This window comes from Ciceribacter sichuanensis (genome assembly GCF_024055605.1).
Taxonomy (GTDB): domain Bacteria; phylum Pseudomonadota; class Alphaproteobacteria; order Rhizobiales; family Rhizobiaceae; genus Allorhizobium; species Allorhizobium sichuanense.
Genome location: NZ_JAMXLX010000007.1, coordinates 40,619 through 55,911, shown reverse-complemented (window position 1 = coordinate 55,911; position 15,293 = coordinate 40,619). Strand labels below are relative to the sequence as shown.

General features: G+C 60.9%; 14 protein-coding genes. 11 read left to right on the top strand and 3 right to left on the bottom strand.

Features of this window, described 5'->3' with window-relative positions; all coding sequences use genetic code 11:
* The first annotated feature begins 178 nt into the window (after positions 1-178).
* The 9 genes from NBH21_RS19540 (at position 179) to NBH21_RS19500 (ending at position 9,760) form a co-directional block, all read left to right on the top strand.
* Complete coding sequence (locus NBH21_RS19540; protein ID WP_250914419.1) at positions 179-373, top strand: hypothetical protein; 195 nt, start codon at positions 179-181, stop codon at positions 371-373.
* A gap of 11 nt (positions 374-384) precedes the next feature.
* Positions 385-657 (top strand): hypothetical protein, encoded by a 273-nt coding sequence (locus tag NBH21_RS19535; RefSeq protein ID WP_250914420.1) that lies wholly within the window; start codon positions 385-387, stop codon positions 655-657.
* Positions 658-1,112: 455 nt separating this feature from the next.
* Positions 1,113-1,202, top strand: coding sequence for a K(+)-transporting ATPase subunit F (gene kdpF, locus NBH21_RS19530; RefSeq protein ID WP_163898704.1), 90 nt, complete (start codon positions 1,113-1,115; stop codon positions 1,200-1,202).
* A gap of 33 nt (positions 1,203-1,235) precedes the next feature.
* On the top strand, positions 1,236-2,939 hold the full coding sequence (gene kdpA / locus NBH21_RS19525) for a potassium-transporting ATPase subunit KdpA (protein ID WP_163898701.1): 1,704 nt from the start codon (positions 1,236-1,238) through the stop codon (positions 2,937-2,939).
* A gap of 207 nt (positions 2,940-3,146) precedes the next feature.
* A complete protein-coding gene (gene kdpB / locus NBH21_RS19520; RefSeq protein WP_250914421.1) occupies positions 3,147-5,234 on the top strand; it encodes a potassium-transporting ATPase subunit KdpB in 2,088 nt (695 codons plus the stop codon).
* 12 nt (positions 5,235-5,246) lie between these two features.
* On the top strand, positions 5,247-5,813 hold the full coding sequence (kdpC, locus tag NBH21_RS19515; RefSeq protein ID WP_163898693.1) for a potassium-transporting ATPase subunit KdpC: 567 nt from the start codon (positions 5,247-5,249) through the stop codon (positions 5,811-5,813).
* A 75-nt stretch (positions 5,814-5,888) separates the two neighbouring features.
* Entirely contained in the window at positions 5,889-8,594 is a 2,706-nt protein-coding gene (locus NBH21_RS19510) for a sensor histidine kinase (protein ID WP_250914422.1), read from the top strand.
* Positions 8,591-9,283: a response regulator transcription factor gene (locus NBH21_RS19505; protein ID WP_250914423.1), complete on the top strand. Its 693-nt coding sequence runs from the start codon at positions 8,591-8,593 to the stop codon at positions 9,281-9,283. The genes NBH21_RS19510 and NBH21_RS19505 overlap by 4 nt, the downstream gene beginning before the upstream one ends.
* A 27-nt stretch (positions 9,284-9,310) precedes the next feature.
* Entirely contained in the window at positions 9,311-9,760 is a 450-nt protein-coding gene (locus NBH21_RS19500; protein ID WP_250914424.1) for a PTS sugar transporter subunit IIA, read from the top strand.
* Between the two features lie 18 nt (positions 9,761-9,778).
* Here the strand turns inward: NBH21_RS19500 and NBH21_RS19495 are convergent, their stop codons facing one another.
* Positions 9,779-11,029, bottom strand: a complete 1,251-nt coding sequence (locus NBH21_RS19495; protein ID WP_250914425.1) for a D-amino acid dehydrogenase — start codon at positions 11,027-11,029, stop codon at positions 9,779-9,781.
* Between the two features lie 27 nt (positions 11,030-11,056).
* Positions 11,057-12,190, bottom strand: a complete 1,134-nt coding sequence (gene alr / locus NBH21_RS19490) for an alanine racemase (protein WP_250914426.1) — start codon at positions 12,188-12,190, stop codon at positions 11,057-11,059.
* A gap of 127 nt (positions 12,191-12,317) precedes the next feature.
* Between alr and NBH21_RS19485 the strand changes: the two genes are divergently transcribed.
* Positions 12,318-12,803 carry an Lrp/AsnC family transcriptional regulator gene (locus NBH21_RS19485; RefSeq protein ID WP_250914427.1) on the top strand — a complete coding sequence of 162 codons (486 nt, stop codon included), beginning with the start codon at positions 12,318-12,320 and terminating at the stop codon, positions 12,801-12,803.
* 10 nt (positions 12,804-12,813) lie between these two features.
* Here NBH21_RS19485 and NBH21_RS19480 read toward each other — a convergent pair whose 3' ends face one another.
* Positions 12,814-13,989: an AI-2E family transporter gene (locus tag NBH21_RS19480; RefSeq protein ID WP_250914428.1), complete on the bottom strand. Its 1,176-nt coding sequence runs from the start codon at positions 13,987-13,989 to the stop codon at positions 12,814-12,816.
* 318 nt (positions 13,990-14,307) lie between these two features.
* Here NBH21_RS19480 and ytfQ point away from each other — a divergent pair, with 318 nt between their 5' ends.
* Entirely contained in the window at positions 14,308-15,270 is a 963-nt protein-coding gene (gene ytfQ, locus NBH21_RS19475; RefSeq protein WP_250914429.1) for a galactofuranose ABC transporter, galactofuranose-binding protein YtfQ, read from the top strand.
* The last annotated feature ends 23 nt before the right edge of the window (positions 15,271-15,293 follow it).

Here is a 15,293-nt window from a genome sequence, read left to right as displayed (position 1 = left end):
CCCATCGGGACGACGAAGCGTTGCGGTCCTCCTGTCGCCGTTCCCTCCGTCTATATGCTATGCCTATTTCATAGCCCGTCGATCCCAATCGAAAGGCTATGCGCTCGTGGTTACCTTTCTCGATACCCGGTCTCATCGACATCCCGTCGTGCAGCCGGAAATCAAGAAGGATTGTGGCATGTACGGTCGTTTGGGAAGTTTCTTTCTGGCGCAATATCTTGCGGAAAGCGATGCGCGAAACGGCGACAGACGTTGGCCCGAGCGTCGATCTGACCGTGGGCTTGCCAATCGGGATGCCGGGGTGCTGCTGACATGGTTTGCGCTTGCCGGCGTGGCATGTTGTGTTCTGGTCATCATTGCAGCGCTTTACTGAGGAGATCTCCCATGGGTAAGGCAGAGATGAATGCCGCTCCCTCGGCTGCGGGCGTGCGGTTCACCGTCGGGCGTGATGCGCGGGGACGCTGGGTTGTCGCTGACCGCGATGGTCTGGTTGGAGGTCTCTTCACCGATCGCGCCTCTGCGGTGCATTTTGCCATGTTTGAAAGTGACCATCAGCCGGGCGCCGTCTGGTGCGTTCCCGATCACGTCAGGCTGAAGATGGGGCGGCCTTTCGACGGACGCCCCGCCAGACCGGCCGGAACCAGCGCGAGGGCGTAAGACATGTCTCGCGCTTTCAATCGCCGGTTCAAGACAGTATTTGCACGCGCAGGCGGCGGGCGCGGGGAGCGCCTGCACGCCTTGAACATTGTTCCCGGTGCACTCGCCATCATGTTACTTGCGCTGCTTGCGACATACGGTCTGGCGCTCGCCGCCTGCATCCAGGCAAGGCCGGAATTCCTATAGGATTCCTATTTCTTTCCCGAACGTCCGCTCTCGAATCTATATGCGCCCGCGCCGCATATTCATACCCGAGGGATCGGGATGATCCTCTCCAGATCAGAAAGCATGGAGGTGCCATCATCGGAAGGCACCCTTTGTCTTGTCTGCTTCCAGTCATTGAAAAGGAGTGAAGATCAATGATGGATGTAATTCTACTCGCAACGGCGCTGATCTTCTTCGGGCTATGCTTCGCATACGTTCGCACATGTAACGAACTCTGAGGAATTTCAACGATGGTTCTCGATTACGTCTTGAGCGGTGCTGTGACCGTGCTTCTCACCGTCTATCTCACCTATGCTCTCATCCGTCCCGAGCGCTTCTGACCAAGCAGCCGGGCTATCGAAAGTTTTCCACCCATGACCCTCAACGGATGGTTTCAGATCCTGCTTTTTTGCGGGATCGTTTTCGCGCTGGTCAAACCGCTTGGCGGTTACATGACACGCGTCTTTTCTGGCGAGCGCACGTTCCTTTCACCGGTCCTCGTTCCCATCGAACGGGGACTTTACGCCATTGCAGGCACCGGCGAGCGCGAGGAACAGCATTGGAGCGCCTATGCCTTCGCCATGCTGATGTTCAATCTGCTCGGTGTTCTGTTTCTCTACGCGTTGATGCGCCTGCAGGCAGGATTGCCCTACAATCCGGCCGGCATGGGTGTTGTGCCGGAAGAGCTCGCCTTCAATACGGCGGTCAGTTTCGTGACCAACACCAACTGGCAGAACTATGGCGGCGAAAGCACCATGTCCTACCTGACCCAGATGGCGGGACTAGCAGTCCAGAATTTTCTCTCCGCAGCCACCGGCATCGCGATTGCCATTGCGCTCATCCGGGCGTTCTCGCGAGCTTCCGGCAAGGCGATCGGTAACTTCTGGGTCGATATGACCCGCGCCGTCCTCTATGTTTTGCTTCCGATCTGCATCGTGCTGACCTTGGTTTACGTCTGGCTCGGCGTGCCCCAGACCTTCGGTCCTTACGTGACCGCCACGACGCTTGAGGGTGCGCAGCAGACCATTGCGGTTGGTCCCGTTGCCTCCCAGCTCGCCATCAAGATGCTCGGCACCAATGGTGGTGGCTTCTTCAACGCCAATTCGGCACATCCCTTCGAGAACCCGGACGCGATCTCGAACCTGATCCAGATGGTCTCGATCTTCTTGATCGGTGCGGCGCTCACCAATGTGTTCGGCCGCATGGTCGGCAACCAGCGTCAAGGCTGGGCCATCCTCGCCGCCATGGGCGTGTTGTTCATAGCCGGTGTTTTCGTTACCTACTGGGCGGAAGCTGCAGGCAATCCGCTAATGCAGTCGCTCGGCCTTGCGGGCGGCAATATGGAAGGCAAGGAAGTGCGCTTCGGCATCGTCCTGTCTTCGCTGTTTGCTGTCATCACCACTGCGGCATCCTGCGGTGCGGTCAATGCCATGCATGGCAGTTTCACTGCGCTTGGTGGCCTGATCCCGCTCATCAACATGCAACTCGGCGAGATCATCGTCGGCGGCGTGGGTGCGGGCTTCTATGGCATCGTGCTGTTCATCGTCGTCGCCGTCTTCGTGGCGGGCCTCATGGTCGGTCGTACACCGGAATATCTCGGCAAGAAGATCGAAGCGAAGGAAATGAAGATGGCCGTTCTCGCCATTCTCTGCCTGCCGCTGGCGATGCTTGTCTTCACCGCGATCGCTTCGGTACTGCCTTCGGCGGTCGCCTCGATCGGCACGGCCGGTCCGCATGGTTTCTCCGAAATCCTCTATGCCTATACCTCGGCTGCCGCCAATAACGGCTCGGCCTTCGGTGGCCTGACCGGCAATACCCCCTGGTACAACGTGACGCTCGGCATCGGCATGCTGGCCGGCCGCTTCCTGGTCATCATTCCGGCGCTTGCAATCGCGGGATCGCTGGTCACCAAGAAGACGGTTCCGGCTTCCGCAGGCACTTTTCCGACCGATGGTCCGCTCTTCGTCGGCCTGCTCGTCGGTACCATCCTGATCGTTGGCGGCCTGACCTTCCTCCCGGCGCTGGCGCTCGGACCTGTGGTCGAGCACCTGTCCATGATCGCCGGACAGATGTTCTGAGGTGCGGTGGTGACCACGCGCATAAGACCCTCGAAGGCATCCGCCCATGCCCCGGTGAGCCGGGGCATGGGGGTCCCGCGGTGGCGGGCCTCCACTGTCATCGTGCTGATGACGGTCGGGCTTCTGGCCCTTGTGGCCGCAATACGAATTCTGCACGGCTGACCGGCCATCCGGTCCGCCTTCCTCGTTTCAACGCTGGAGTCTCTTATGAGCCAGGCAAAATCCGCGAGCATCATGGATTCTCGCATCCTTATTCCGGCCATCGGGGCCGCTTTCAAGAAGCTCAACCCGAGGACGCTTGCCCGCAACCCGGTCATGTTCGTCGTGGCCGTGGTTTCGGTACTGACCACCGTTCTCTTCATCCGCGATCTCGCCACCGGCGGCGGCAATCTCGGCTTCTCCTTCCAGATCAACCTCTGGCTCTGGTTCACCGTGCTCTTTGCCAATTTCGCCGAGGCTGTCGCCGAAGGCCGCGGCAAGGCCCAGGCGGACTCGCTGCGCAAGGCGCGCACGGAAACGCAGGCCAAGCTGCTGACGGGCAGTGACCGCGCCAGCTATAGCATGGTGCCGGGCACGAGCCTCAAGGTGGGCGATATCGTTCTGGTCGAGGCCGGCGATATCATTCCATCCGACGGCGAGGTGATCGAGGGTGTCGCTTCGGTCAATGAAGCTGCGATCACCGGCGAATCCGCTCCGGTCATCCGTGAATCCGGCGGCGACCGTTCGGCCGTCACCGGTGGTACGCAGGTTCTTTCCGACTGGATCCGCGTCCGCATCACGGCTGCTGCAGGCTCCACCTTCCTCGATCGGATGATCTCGCTCGTCGAAGGCGCCGAACGCCAGAAGACGCCAAACGAAATCGCGCTCAACATCCTGCTTGCCGGCATGACGCTCATCTTCGTTCTCGCTACCGCGACCATTCCGAGCTTTGCGGCCTATGCCGGCGGCTCAATCCCGATCATCGTGCTTGTTGCCCTGTTCGTCACGCTGATTCCAACCACCATCGGCGCTCTTCTTTCAGCCATCGGCATTGCCGGCATGGACCGCCTCGTGCGCTTCAACGTGCTTGCCATGTCGGGCCGCGCCGTCGAAGCTGCCGGTGACGTCGATACGCTGCTTCTCGACAAGACCGGTACAATCACGCTCGGCAATCGCCAGGCGACGGCGTTCCATCCGGTTCGCGGCGTATCCGAGCGGGATCTCGCCGATGCCGCCCAGCTTGCTTCTCTTGCGGACGAAACGCCGGAGGGACGTTCCATCGTCGTTCTCGCCAAGGAAAAATACGGTATCCGCGCCCGCGACATGGCGAGCCTGAAGGCGACTTTCGTCCCGTTCACCGCCCAGACGCGCATGAGCGGCGTCGATCTCGACGGTTCCAGCATCCGTAAAGGCGCGGTCGACGCCGTTCTCTCCTATGTCAATTCCGTTGCGCTTGGTGCGGGAACAGGCGGCGTGACCGCCGTCCGCACGGATATCTCGATCCTAAACGAACTGCAGTCGATTGCCGATGAGATCGCCAAGACAGGTGGCACCCCGCTTGCCGTTGTTCGCGACGGAAAGCTGCTTGGCGTCGTGCAGCTCAAGGACATCGTCAAGGGCGGCATACGGGAGCGATTTGCCGAACTGCGCCGCATGGGTATCCGCACGGTGATGATTACAGGCGACAACCCGATGACGGCTGCAGCAATTGCCGCAGAAGCCGGCGTGGACGATTTTCTTGCCCAGGCGACTCCGGAAAACAAGCTGCAGCTCATTCGCGAGGAACAGGGCAAGGGCAAGCTGGTCGCGATGTGCGGCGACGGTACGAACGACGCGCCGGCGCTGGCCCAGGCGGATGTCGGCGTTGCCATGAACACCGGTACGGTCGCCGCGCGCGAGGCCGGCAACATGGTGGACCTCGACAGCGACCCGACGAAACTCATCGAGATCGTCGAGATTGGCAAGCAGCTTCTCATGACCCGCGGCGCGCTGACGACGTTTTCGATCGCCAACGACATCGCCAAGTATTTCGCCATCATCCCGGCGATGTTCCTGGCCTTCTATCCGCAACTCGGCGTGCTCAACATCATGGGTCTTGCATCGCCGCAGAGCGCCATCCTGTCGGCAATCATCTTCAACGCGCTGATCATCATTGCGCTGATCCCGCTGTCGCTGAAAGGTGTGAAGTACCGGGCGGTCGGCGCCGGCGCGCTGCTCTCCCGCAACCTGCTCATCTACGGCGTCGGCGGCATCATCGTCCCGTTCATCGGTATCAAGGTGATCGACGTCGTCATCACGGCGATCGGTCTCGCCTAAGGAGTCATAAAAATGCTCAAGCAACTTCGTCCGGCCATAGTGCTGCTCGTCGCCACCACCGCTATCACGGGCCTCGCCTATCCCTTTGCCATGACAGGGGTCGCACAGGCGATCTTCCCTCATCAGGCCAATGGCAGTCTGGTCGACAAGAATGGTCAGGTCATCGGCTCGACGCTGATCGGTCAGGCATTCACCAGTGAGAAGTACTTTCACGGCCGCCCCTCTGCAGCCGGTGACGGATACAATGCAGCCGGCTCCTCCGGGTCGAACCTCGGTCCGACCAGCAGCAAGCTGATCGACCGCGTCAAGGCCGACTATGAGGCGGCCAAAGCGACCAATCCGGATGCGGAAGTGCCGATTGATCTCGTAACGGCATCCGGCAGCGGGCTCGACCCGCATGTCTCCCCGCAAGCTGCCTATTTTCAGGTGCCGCGTGTCGCCAAGGCGCGTGGCATGGACGAGGCGGCGGTTCGGGCGGTGGTCGACAGTCACGTGGAGGACCGGGAATTCGGTCTCCTCGGTGAACCGGTCGTGAACGTGCTGGCGCTCAATCTGGCGCTTGACCAGACGCATCCATAAATTGAAATAGATGCAATATCGTATCGGACGGCCATCAATCGATAGCCGCCCGATACGATCAAGAGATTTCAACCTATGCCGGATGACACTCGCGAAATGCTGAACAGGCCATCGCCGGATGCATTGCTGGAGCATGCCGAGCGGGAGACGCGAGGCAAGCTGAAGATCTTTCTCGGCGCCGCTCCCGGCGTGGGTAAAACCTATGAGATGCTGATGTCCGGCCGCGCCCAGAAGGCGGATGGTGTCGATGTGGTCGTCGGTGTCGTGGAAACCCATGGTCGCAGGGAAACCGAGGCGCTTCTCGACGGATTTGAAATCATCCAGCGCAAGCGGATCGACTATCGCGGGCAATATCTCGAGGAAATGGATATCGACGCCATTCTCGCCCGGCGTCCGGCGCTGGTCCTCGTCGATGAACTCGCGCATACGAATGCTGCGGGCAGCCGTCATCCCAAGCGCTACATGGATGTGCAGGAGATCTTGTCGCAAGGCATCGACGTCTATTCGACGCTCAACATCCAGCATGTCGAGAGCCTGAACGATGTCGTTGCCCAGATCACCCGCATCCGGGTGCGCGAGACGGTACCGGACTCGATCATCGATCGCGCCGATGACGTGGAGATCATCGACCTCACGCCCGACGACCTCATCAAGCGGCTGAAGGACGGCAAGGTTTACGTACCGACGACCGCGCGCCGGGCAATCGAGAATTACTTCTCACCGGGCAATCTCACGGCGCTTCGCGAGCTTGCGCTGCGGCGAACCGCGCAGCGGGTGGACGAGCAGCTCCTAAACCACATGCAGGCGCATGCGATCTCCGGCCCATGGGCGGCGGGCGAGCGAATACTTGTCAGCCTCGATCACAGCCGGAACGGCGCGAGCCTCGTGCGCTACGCCCGCCGTCAGGCCGACCGCCTCCGCGCGCCCTGGGCCGCATTGCATTTCGAAACACCGCAATCGATTAATCTTCCCGAAGAGGACAAGGACCGGCTCGCCGCCAACATGCGGCTTGCCGAACAGCTTGGAGCGGAGACGGTGACGCTGCCGGGGCTTCGCGTCTCGCGGGAGATCATTGATTATGCCCATGCCAACAATTTCACCCATATCGTCGTCGGCCGGCCGGGCAAGCCGCGTTGGCGCCAGCTCTGGCAGGGTTCGGTCACCCATGACCTGATCCGCCACGCGGGCGATATCAGCGTCCACGTGATTTCCAATGATGCGAAGGAAAACGACCAGCGACGCGGCATGAAGCCCGCATCGCAGCCGAAACCGTTCCGCATCAAGCCCTATGTCAAGAGCACGATCTTCGTCGCGCTCGCGATTGCTGCCGGTATTTTGCTGGATCAGACGCTCGCGGTGCAGAACCTCGCGCTCGTCTTCCTGATGGCCGTGCTGGCGGCTGCGATCCGCGGGGGGCTCGGAGCCGGTCTCTATGCTTCGCTGCTCAGCGCGCTGTCCTTCAATTTCTTCTTCCTGGAACCCCGATACACCTTCACTGTCCGAGATCCGGAAAGCCTTGTCGCTCTCTTCTTCTTTTTCGGCGTGGCGCTGGTCGCATCGAACCTGACTGCGGCTGTCCAGCGGCAGGCTGTCGCCGCGCGCCAGAGGGCGCGCACAACCGAGGATCTCTATCTTTTCTCGAAGAAACTCGCGGGGACCGGCACGCTGGACGATGTCCTGTGGGCGACAGCATTCCAGATCGCCTCCATGTTGAAGGTTCGGGTGGTCATCCTCCTGCCGGAAAAGGGAACGATTGCCGTGAAGGCCGGCTATCCCCCTGACGATACGCTTGTCGATGCCGATATTGCTGCCGCCAAATGGGCCTGGGAGCACAACCGTCCGGCCGGCCGCGCCGCCGACACGCTTCCGGGCGCCAAGCGGCTCTATCTGCCGCTGCGAACGGGACGTGAGGCGATCGGTGTCGTGGGGCTCGACAACGACAAGCAAGGCCCTCTGCTGACGCCCGAACAGCAGCGGCTGTTCGATGCGCTGGCCGATCAGGCGGCACTTGCCATCGAGCGCATCCAGCTCGTTTCCGATGTCGACAAGGCGAAGCTTGCGGCCGAGACGGACCGGCTGCGCACCGCTCTCCTCACCTCCATCTCGCACGACCTCAAGACGCCGCTTGCCGCGATCATGGGCTCGGCAGGTACGCTCAAGGACTTCGGCGGCAGTCTGTCGGAAGAGGCGCGGGGCGAACTGCTTTCGACCGTCATCGACGAATCCGAGCGGTTGAACCGCTTCATTTCCAACCTGCTCGACATGACGCGCATCGGTTCCGGCGCGATGGAGCCGAATTACGCCTTTCACTTCGTCGGCGATATCGTCGGCACTGCTTTGAAAAGGGCCTCGAAGATCAGCTCCCGGCATAAGGTCGCCGTCAGCATTCCGGCCGATCTGCCGATGCTGAAGGTCGATGCGGTTCTTTTCGAACAGGTGCTTTTCAACCTCATCGACAATGCCGCCAAATATGCCCCGGATGAAACGGTGATCGAGATACGTGGCTCGCGGGAAAATGGCTCGGTGCTGCTTTCGGTGATCGACGAAGGGTCGGGAATCCCGGCCGAGGACACCGAGCGGATCTTTGATAATTTCTACCGTGTCAGCAAGGGCGATCATGTGCGCGCCGGTACGGGGCTCGGCCTTGCTATCTGCCGCGGCTTCGTGGAAGCCATGGGCGGCACCATCCGGGCCAGCAATCGCTCCGACCGGTCGGGCGCGATTTTCACGATCCGTATGCCGGTGCCGGACGAACTGCCCGTTATGGGAGAAAGCGAATGACCAATTCAGCCGTCAGAATACTCATCGTCGATGACGAACCGCCGATCCGCAAGCTGTTGCGTGTCGGCCTGTCCACACAGGACTACGCGATCAGCGAGGCGATGAACGCCAAGGTGGCCATTGAGGCGGTGAAGGCGGAAAGGCCTAACCTCATCATCCTCGACCTCGGCCTGCCGGATATGCCCGGCCTCGATCTTCTGGCGAAGTGGCGGGGCGAGGGGTTGGACCTCCCCATCGTCATCCTGTCGAGCCGCACCGACGAGGCCGGTATCGTCAAGGCGCTCGAACTGGGTGCCGACGACTACGTTACCAAACCCTTCGGCATGAACGAACTCGTGGCCCGCATTCGCGTCGCCCTTCGTCACCGGTTGCAGAGCCAGGGGGAAAAACCGGTCTTCCAGACCGGCGACCTTTTGGTCGATCTCGTCAAGCGCGTCGTGAAGGTGGCGGGCAAGGAAGTGAAGCTCTCGCCGAAGGAATACGACATCCTGCGCATCTTGGTGCAGCATGCAGGCAAGGTGCTCACCCATCGTTTCATGCTGGAACAGGTGTGGGACAGCCTGACGGATGTCCAGTATCTGCGGGTCTATGTCCGCCAGCTTCGCCAGAAAATCGAACAGACGCCGGACCAGCCGCGTTACATACTGACCGAAACCGGTGTCGGTTATCGGTTGCAGGAAGGCCAGTAAGGCTCCTCCTCAAACATGGATAGCATCATGAAGCTCCGAGATTGTCTTCCGGCGGAGAACGTCGTGGTTGGCCTGCAGGCAACCACCAAGGCCGGTCTGATCAGACAGCTTTCCGAACTGGCGGCGGACAGGTTGCCGGTAGGCGCCGATGAGATCTCAAAGGCCCTTCTCGGACGCGAAAGGCTGGGATCAACCGGCATCGGCGACGGTATCGCCGTGCCTCATGCGCGTGTGAAGGGACTGGACAGGCACTTTTGCCTGTTTGTCCGTCTAGCCAAGGCAGTGGATTTCGAGGCGGTGGACGAATTGCCGGTCGACCTCGTTTTCGTGCTGCTCAACCCCGACAACCAGCCGAACCACCTGAACATCCTTTCCGGCATCGCCCGCAAAATGCGGGAGGACAAGGTTGCTCAGGCTGTTCGCACGGCGATATCGCCGGCGGACATCTATCGCGAATTATGTCCGCCGGAGCTCTAGTCGGTGTTGTTTTGGCCGTCAGGCGTAACGGCTGATCGCGAGATCGGTTGCGTCGATTTCGGCCTTGCGCCCGCTGACGATGTCGCTGATTACGCGGGCGGAGCCGCAGCTCATGGTCCAGCCGAGCGTGCCGTGACCGGTGTTGAGGAAAAGACCCTGGACCTTGGTCGGGCCGATGACCGGGGTGCCATCCGGCGTCATCGGACGAAGTCCCGACCAGAAGAGGGCCTGCGATACGTCGCCACCCGGGAAGAGGTCGGTGACGGAATGCTCGAGCGTGCGGCGGCGGGCAAGGCCGAGGTCGTTGGTATAGCCAGAGATTTCCGCCATGCCGCCGACGCGGATGCGGTCGCCGAGGCGGGTGATGGCGATCTTGTAGGTTTCGTCCATAACGGTCGATTCCGGAGCGCGGCTTGCGTCCGTGATCGGGATCGTCAGGGAGTAACCCTTGACCGGATAGACCGGGAGGCTGATGCCGACTTGCTTGAGAAGCAGAGGCGAAAAGCTGCCGAGCGCCACGACTACGGCATCGCCGCGCACCGGCGCTCCGTCCGTCATGATGCCGCGCACGCGGCCGCCCTCGATGTCGAAGCCCTTGATGGTGGTGCCGTACTGGAACCGGACGCCAAGTGCCGCGGCCTTTTCGGCCAGCGCATTGGTGAACTTGAAGCAGTCACCGGTCTCGTCCTTCGGTGTCAGCAGGCCGCCGACGATCTTTTCGCGGACGTGCCGGAGAGCCGGTTCGACCCGGATGCAGCCTTCCGGATCCAGAACTTCATAAGGGATGCCGTCTGCGGCAAGCGCCTTCACGTCTTTTGCCGAGGCGTCCAGCTGGTCCTGCGTACGGAAAAGTTGCAGCGTTCCCTGCATGCGCTCGTCATAGGCGAGGCCGGTTTCCTCGCGCACGGCGGCAAGCGAGGTTCGGCTGTAATCGGCGAGGCGGAGCATGCGGCTCTTGTTGAGCGCATAGCGGTCCGTGGTGCAGTTCGCCAGCATCTTGAACATCCACGACAGCATGGCCATGTCCAGCTTGGGGCGCAGGATCAGCGGCGCATGTTCCATGAAAAGCCACTTCATGGCTTTCAACGGAATTCCGGGTGCGGCCCAGGGCGAGCAATAACCGAACGATACCTCGCCGGCATTGCCGAAGCTGGTTTCGAGTGCCGGGCCGGGCTGGCGGTCGACGACGACGACTTCATGTCCGGCCTTTGCGAGTTGGTAGGCGGACGTGACACCGACTACGCCGGCGCCGAGAACGATGACTTTCATGATTGCCTCAATGACAGAAGAGAATTGTTAGCGGTATTGGCGGCGGTAACGGTGGCCGAGGCTGGTCAGCATCTCGTACGAGATCGTTCCAGCATCGGCGGCAAGCATTTCGAGCGTCTGGTTCGGGCCGATGACCTCGACCAGACTGCCCAGTGACAGTGTGCCCGCGGGCAAGGTGGAGATGTCGATCGTGATGCTGTCCATGGATACGCGGCCGACGATCGGCAGGCGCACGCCATTGAAATAGACGGCGCCGCGGTCGCTCAGGCTGCGCGGCAGCCCGTCGGCGTAACCGGCGGCAATCGTCGCAAGCCGCGTCTCGGTCTTGGTGACATAGGTCGCGCCATAGCCGACACGGGCACCGGCGGGAACGGTCCGGGTCTGGATGACCGCCACGTCGAGGCGGACGACCGGTTCCATCGGATTGGTTTCGCCGTTGTTCGGCGCGCCGCCATAAAGGGCGATACCGGGACGGGCGAGTACGCCGTGATATTCGCTGCCGAGGAAGACGCCGCCGGAATTGGCAAAGCAGACCTCGAACGCGGGGAACTCTTCCGCGATCCGGCGCATTTCCGAGAGCTGGTCGCCATTTTGCTGGCTGTCTGCGTCGTCGGCCGAGGCCAGATGGCTCATGATGAACAGGATTTCGATGTCCTGATTGTTGCGCAGTTCTTCGGCCAGAACGGCGCGTTCTTCCGGCGGAAAGCCCAGCCGCGACATGCCTGTGTCGAACTGCAACACGGCGGGCAGGCGGCGATCGAAGGCCCGCGCGGTGGCGGACCAGAGGTGCAATTGCTCCATCGAGTTCAGCACCGGGATGATGCCGGCTTCGGCGGCCGGGGTCTCGTTGCCCGGCTGAAGACCGTTCAGGACGAAGATGCGGGCTTCGCCGGAAAGATGCGGCCTGATCTCGGTCGCCTCGCAGAAATGGGCGACGAAGAAATGGCGGCAACCGGCTGCAAGAAGCGTGGCTGCGATTTTCGTGGCGCCCAGTCCGTAGGAGTCGGCCTTGACTACGGCTGCCGCCTTGGCCGGCGAGACGGCGGCGGAAAGTCTCTCGTAATTGCGGCGGATGGCGCCGAGATCGATGGTGAGATAGCCGGACGCACCTTCATCGCTTGTCCGTTCTCGAATGCGGTTGTTCCAGATGGCGTTATCCACGTCGTGCCCCTCATTTTTATGACGCAAGGATATTGAAACAATCAGAGAATTTTCCGTTGATTTGCGCTGGATTGTTCGATGAAATAAATCATCGTGAAACGATCTTCGAATTTACGGAATAATCTGCATGAGCGCTCTGGACGCCATCGACCGCAATCTCCTACGCCTCCTACGGCTCGATGCCCGCATGAGCAATGCGGCGCTCGCCGCCGAGGTGGGGCTCTCGCCTTCAGCCTGCCTGAGGCGGATCAAGCTTCTGGAAAAATCCGGCGTCATCCGCGGCTATACGGCGCTTGTTGACAGCGGCCAGATGGAGAATTCCATCGCCGTGATCGTCAACATCACGCTGGAACGGCAGACCGAGGATTATCTCAATCGCTTCGAGGCGGCGGTCCGGAAACATCCGGAAATCCAGGAGTGTTTCCTGATGACCGGCGGGTCCGATTACCTGCTGAAGGTGGAGGTCGCGAATGCCGGCGAGTTCGAGCGGATTCACAAGGAAATCCTCTCGACCATGCCGGGTGTCCTGCGAATTCACTCAAGCTTTTCGATCCGGGATGTTCTTGCCACCCGCGCCAAGGCCTCCCGCAACAGGCAGCCGCTGAAGCGGTAAGAAGAGTCGATTACGATGAGGATGCTTTCGAGATCGCCTTGGTGCGATCGATATCGTCGGATGACGCAACGACCTTGGGGCCTGTCGATCCGGGTTCGTCGGCAACCTCGCGTATCCATTCGCGAAGTATGGCGACCAGCAGTGCCATCAACACCGGACCGACGAAGAGACCGAGGAAGCCCATGGTCTTGACGCCGCCGATCAGGCCAAAGAACGTCGGCAGGAAGGGGAGCTTGATCGGGCCTCCGACGAGGTGCGGACGTAGTGTCTTGTCGACGATGAAGAGTTCCGTCGTGCCCCAGACGAAAAGGGCGATGCCGGGACCGGTTGAGCCGCTGGCGACGAGGTAGATGGAAACCAGCGTGAAGCTCAAGGGAGCGCCACCCGGGATCAGGGCCATGACGCCGGTGATGAGGCCGAGCGTGACGGCGGATGGCACGCCGGCCAGCCAGTAGGCGACGCCGAGCACGACACCTTCACCGATTGCGATGATGGTCATGCCGGTGACGGTCGAACTGATCGTCATCGGCACGATCCGCGACACGCGTTCCCAGCGATTCGGCAATATGCGCTCGCCGAGCTTATCGAGTTGGGCTGTGAGATAGCTGCCGTCGCGATAGACGAAAAACAGGGTGATCAGCATGAACAGGAGTGTCAGGAACCATTGGAACGCCGAGGTTCCGAAAACCAGCAAGCCTCTGTAGATGCTGCCGATATTCGCGCCGCTGGTCAGTTGGACCAGCTCACCGAGGCCGCCCGGATGGCCGAGATGGCGTTGCCATTGTTCCAGCAGGGACGTCCCGATGATCGGAATGCGGCCGAGCCATTGCGGTACGGGGGCTCCGGTCGCATTGGCCTGAACCGCCCAGGCAGCCCAGATCTTGATTTCCTGCACGGCATAAAAGGCTGCAAGCGAGATCGGGACCACGATGAAGGATATGACGAAAACGATCGCGATCGTCGCACCGAGCGTCCGATTGCCTGCGACGGATTCGAGCAGGCGGCGATAAAGCGGCCAGCTTGCAAAGCCGATTACCAGTGCCGCCAGAACCGGCACGACGAAGCCGTGAAAGAAATAAACTCCGGCGAGCAATACGAAGACGAGAAGCCAGCGTGCTGCCGATCGCGGACCTACGAGGAATGCCGGATCGTCGCGGTCATTGTCGGACGGACTGGGCGTTTTCACGGCCTTTTCACCTTCATGCATGGTCTCTTGCGTATTTCGGTTCCAGTTGACCTTATCCGGACTCTGGGCGCAATGACTTTGTTCGGTTTTGCGAGCGCGGCGAAGCTTTCTTGCGCACCGTCCCGAGCGTGGCCTGCATAGCAGGTGGCATTGCTGATTTGAAGTTCACAAAACGGTTTCGTGGCAATGCAATGCGCGTGCGTGTGCATTGCATGCACACTTTTAACGAGTATATATTTACATATAATAGTACTATTGCTAGCGTCACGACATGCCGAACCTGCGGAGGGCGGGTCAGGCAATTTTGGGGAGGAAATCATGTCTGTTCTATCCAGACTCGCGCTTGGCGCGGGTGTGTCTATCCTTTTGTCCACGACTGCGATGGCCGCTGATTTGACGGTCGGTTTTTCGCAGATCGGATCCGAATCCGGCTGGCGTGCGGCTGAAACGTCCGTGACCAAGGCCGAGGCCGAAAAGCGCGGTATCGATCTCAAGTTTGCCGATGCGCAGCAGAAGCAGGAAAACCAGATCAAGGCGATCCGCGGCTTCATCGCCCAGGGTGTCGACGCGATCCTTGTCGCGCCGGTTGTCGCCACCGGCTGGGAAGCCGTTCTTGGCGAAGCCAAGGATGCCAAGATCCCGGTCATCCTGCTCGACCGCGGCGTCGATGCATCTCAGGATCTCTACCTGACCTCCATTGCTTCCGATCAGGTCGAGGAAGGTCGAGTCGCCGGACGCTGGCTCACCGAGAACGTGAAGGACAAGGACTGCAAGGTCGTCGAACTGCAGGGCACAGTCGGCTCCACGCCGGCGATCAACCGCAAGAAGGGCTTCGAGGAAGCCATCGCCGACCACAAGAATGTCTCGATCGCCCGCAGCCAGACCGGCGACTTCACGCGCTCCAAGGGCAAGGAAGTCATGGAAGGCTTCATCAAGGCCGAGAATGGCGGCAAGGGCATCTGCGCAGTCTACGCTCATAACGACGACATGGCCGTCGGCGCGATCCAGGCCATCAAGGATGCCGGCCTGAAGCCGGGCTCCGACATTCTCGTCGTCTCCATCGATGCCGTTCCGGATATCTTCGCTGCCATGGCCGCAGGCGAAGCCAATGCTACGGTCGAACTGACGCCGAACATGGCCGGTCCTGCCTTCGATGCGCTCGCAGCCTATCTGAAGGATGGCAAGGAGCCAGCGAAGTTCATCATCACCGAATCGAAGCTCTACACCCCTGCCGATAACCCTCAGGGTGAATACGAAGCCCGCAAGGGTCTCGGCTACTGATCTTCCTGCCCAGACAGGGGGCG

What these genes read in the sequence shown, in the direction of transcription:
- NBH21_RS19540 (WP_250914419.1), top strand. Translation starts at nt 179, where the DNA reads ATGTACGGTCGTTTGGGAAGTTTCTTTCTGGCGCAATATCTTGCGGAA.
- NBH21_RS19535 (WP_250914420.1), top strand. Translation starts at nt 385, where the DNA reads ATGGGTAAGGCAGAGATGAATGCCGCTCCCTCGGCTGCGGGCGTGCGG.
- kdpF (WP_163898704.1), top strand. Translation starts at nt 1,113, where the DNA reads ATGGTTCTCGATTACGTCTTGAGCGGTGCTGTGACCGTGCTTCTCACC.
- kdpA (WP_163898701.1), top strand. Translation starts at nt 1,236, where the DNA reads ATGACCCTCAACGGATGGTTTCAGATCCTGCTTTTTTGCGGGATCGTT.
- kdpB (WP_250914421.1), top strand. Translation starts at nt 3,147, where the DNA reads ATGAGCCAGGCAAAATCCGCGAGCATCATGGATTCTCGCATCCTTATT.
- kdpC (WP_163898693.1), top strand. Translation starts at nt 5,247, where the DNA reads ATGCTCAAGCAACTTCGTCCGGCCATAGTGCTGCTCGTCGCCACCACC.
- NBH21_RS19510 (WP_250914422.1), top strand. Translation starts at nt 5,889, where the DNA reads ATGCCGGATGACACTCGCGAAATGCTGAACAGGCCATCGCCGGATGCA.
- NBH21_RS19505 (WP_250914423.1), top strand. Translation starts at nt 8,591, where the DNA reads ATGACCAATTCAGCCGTCAGAATACTCATCGTCGATGACGAACCGCCG.
- NBH21_RS19500 (WP_250914424.1), top strand. Translation starts at nt 9,311, where the DNA reads ATGAAGCTCCGAGATTGTCTTCCGGCGGAGAACGTCGTGGTTGGCCTG.
- NBH21_RS19495 (WP_250914425.1), bottom strand. Translation starts at nt 11,029, where the DNA reads ATGAAAGTCATCGTTCTCGGCGCCGGCGTAGTCGGTGTCACGTCCGCC.
- NBH21_RS19485 (WP_250914427.1), top strand. Translation starts at nt 12,318, where the DNA reads ATGAGCGCTCTGGACGCCATCGACCGCAATCTCCTACGCCTCCTACGG.
- ytfQ (WP_250914429.1), top strand. Translation starts at nt 14,308, where the DNA reads ATGTCTGTTCTATCCAGACTCGCGCTTGGCGCGGGTGTGTCTATCCTT.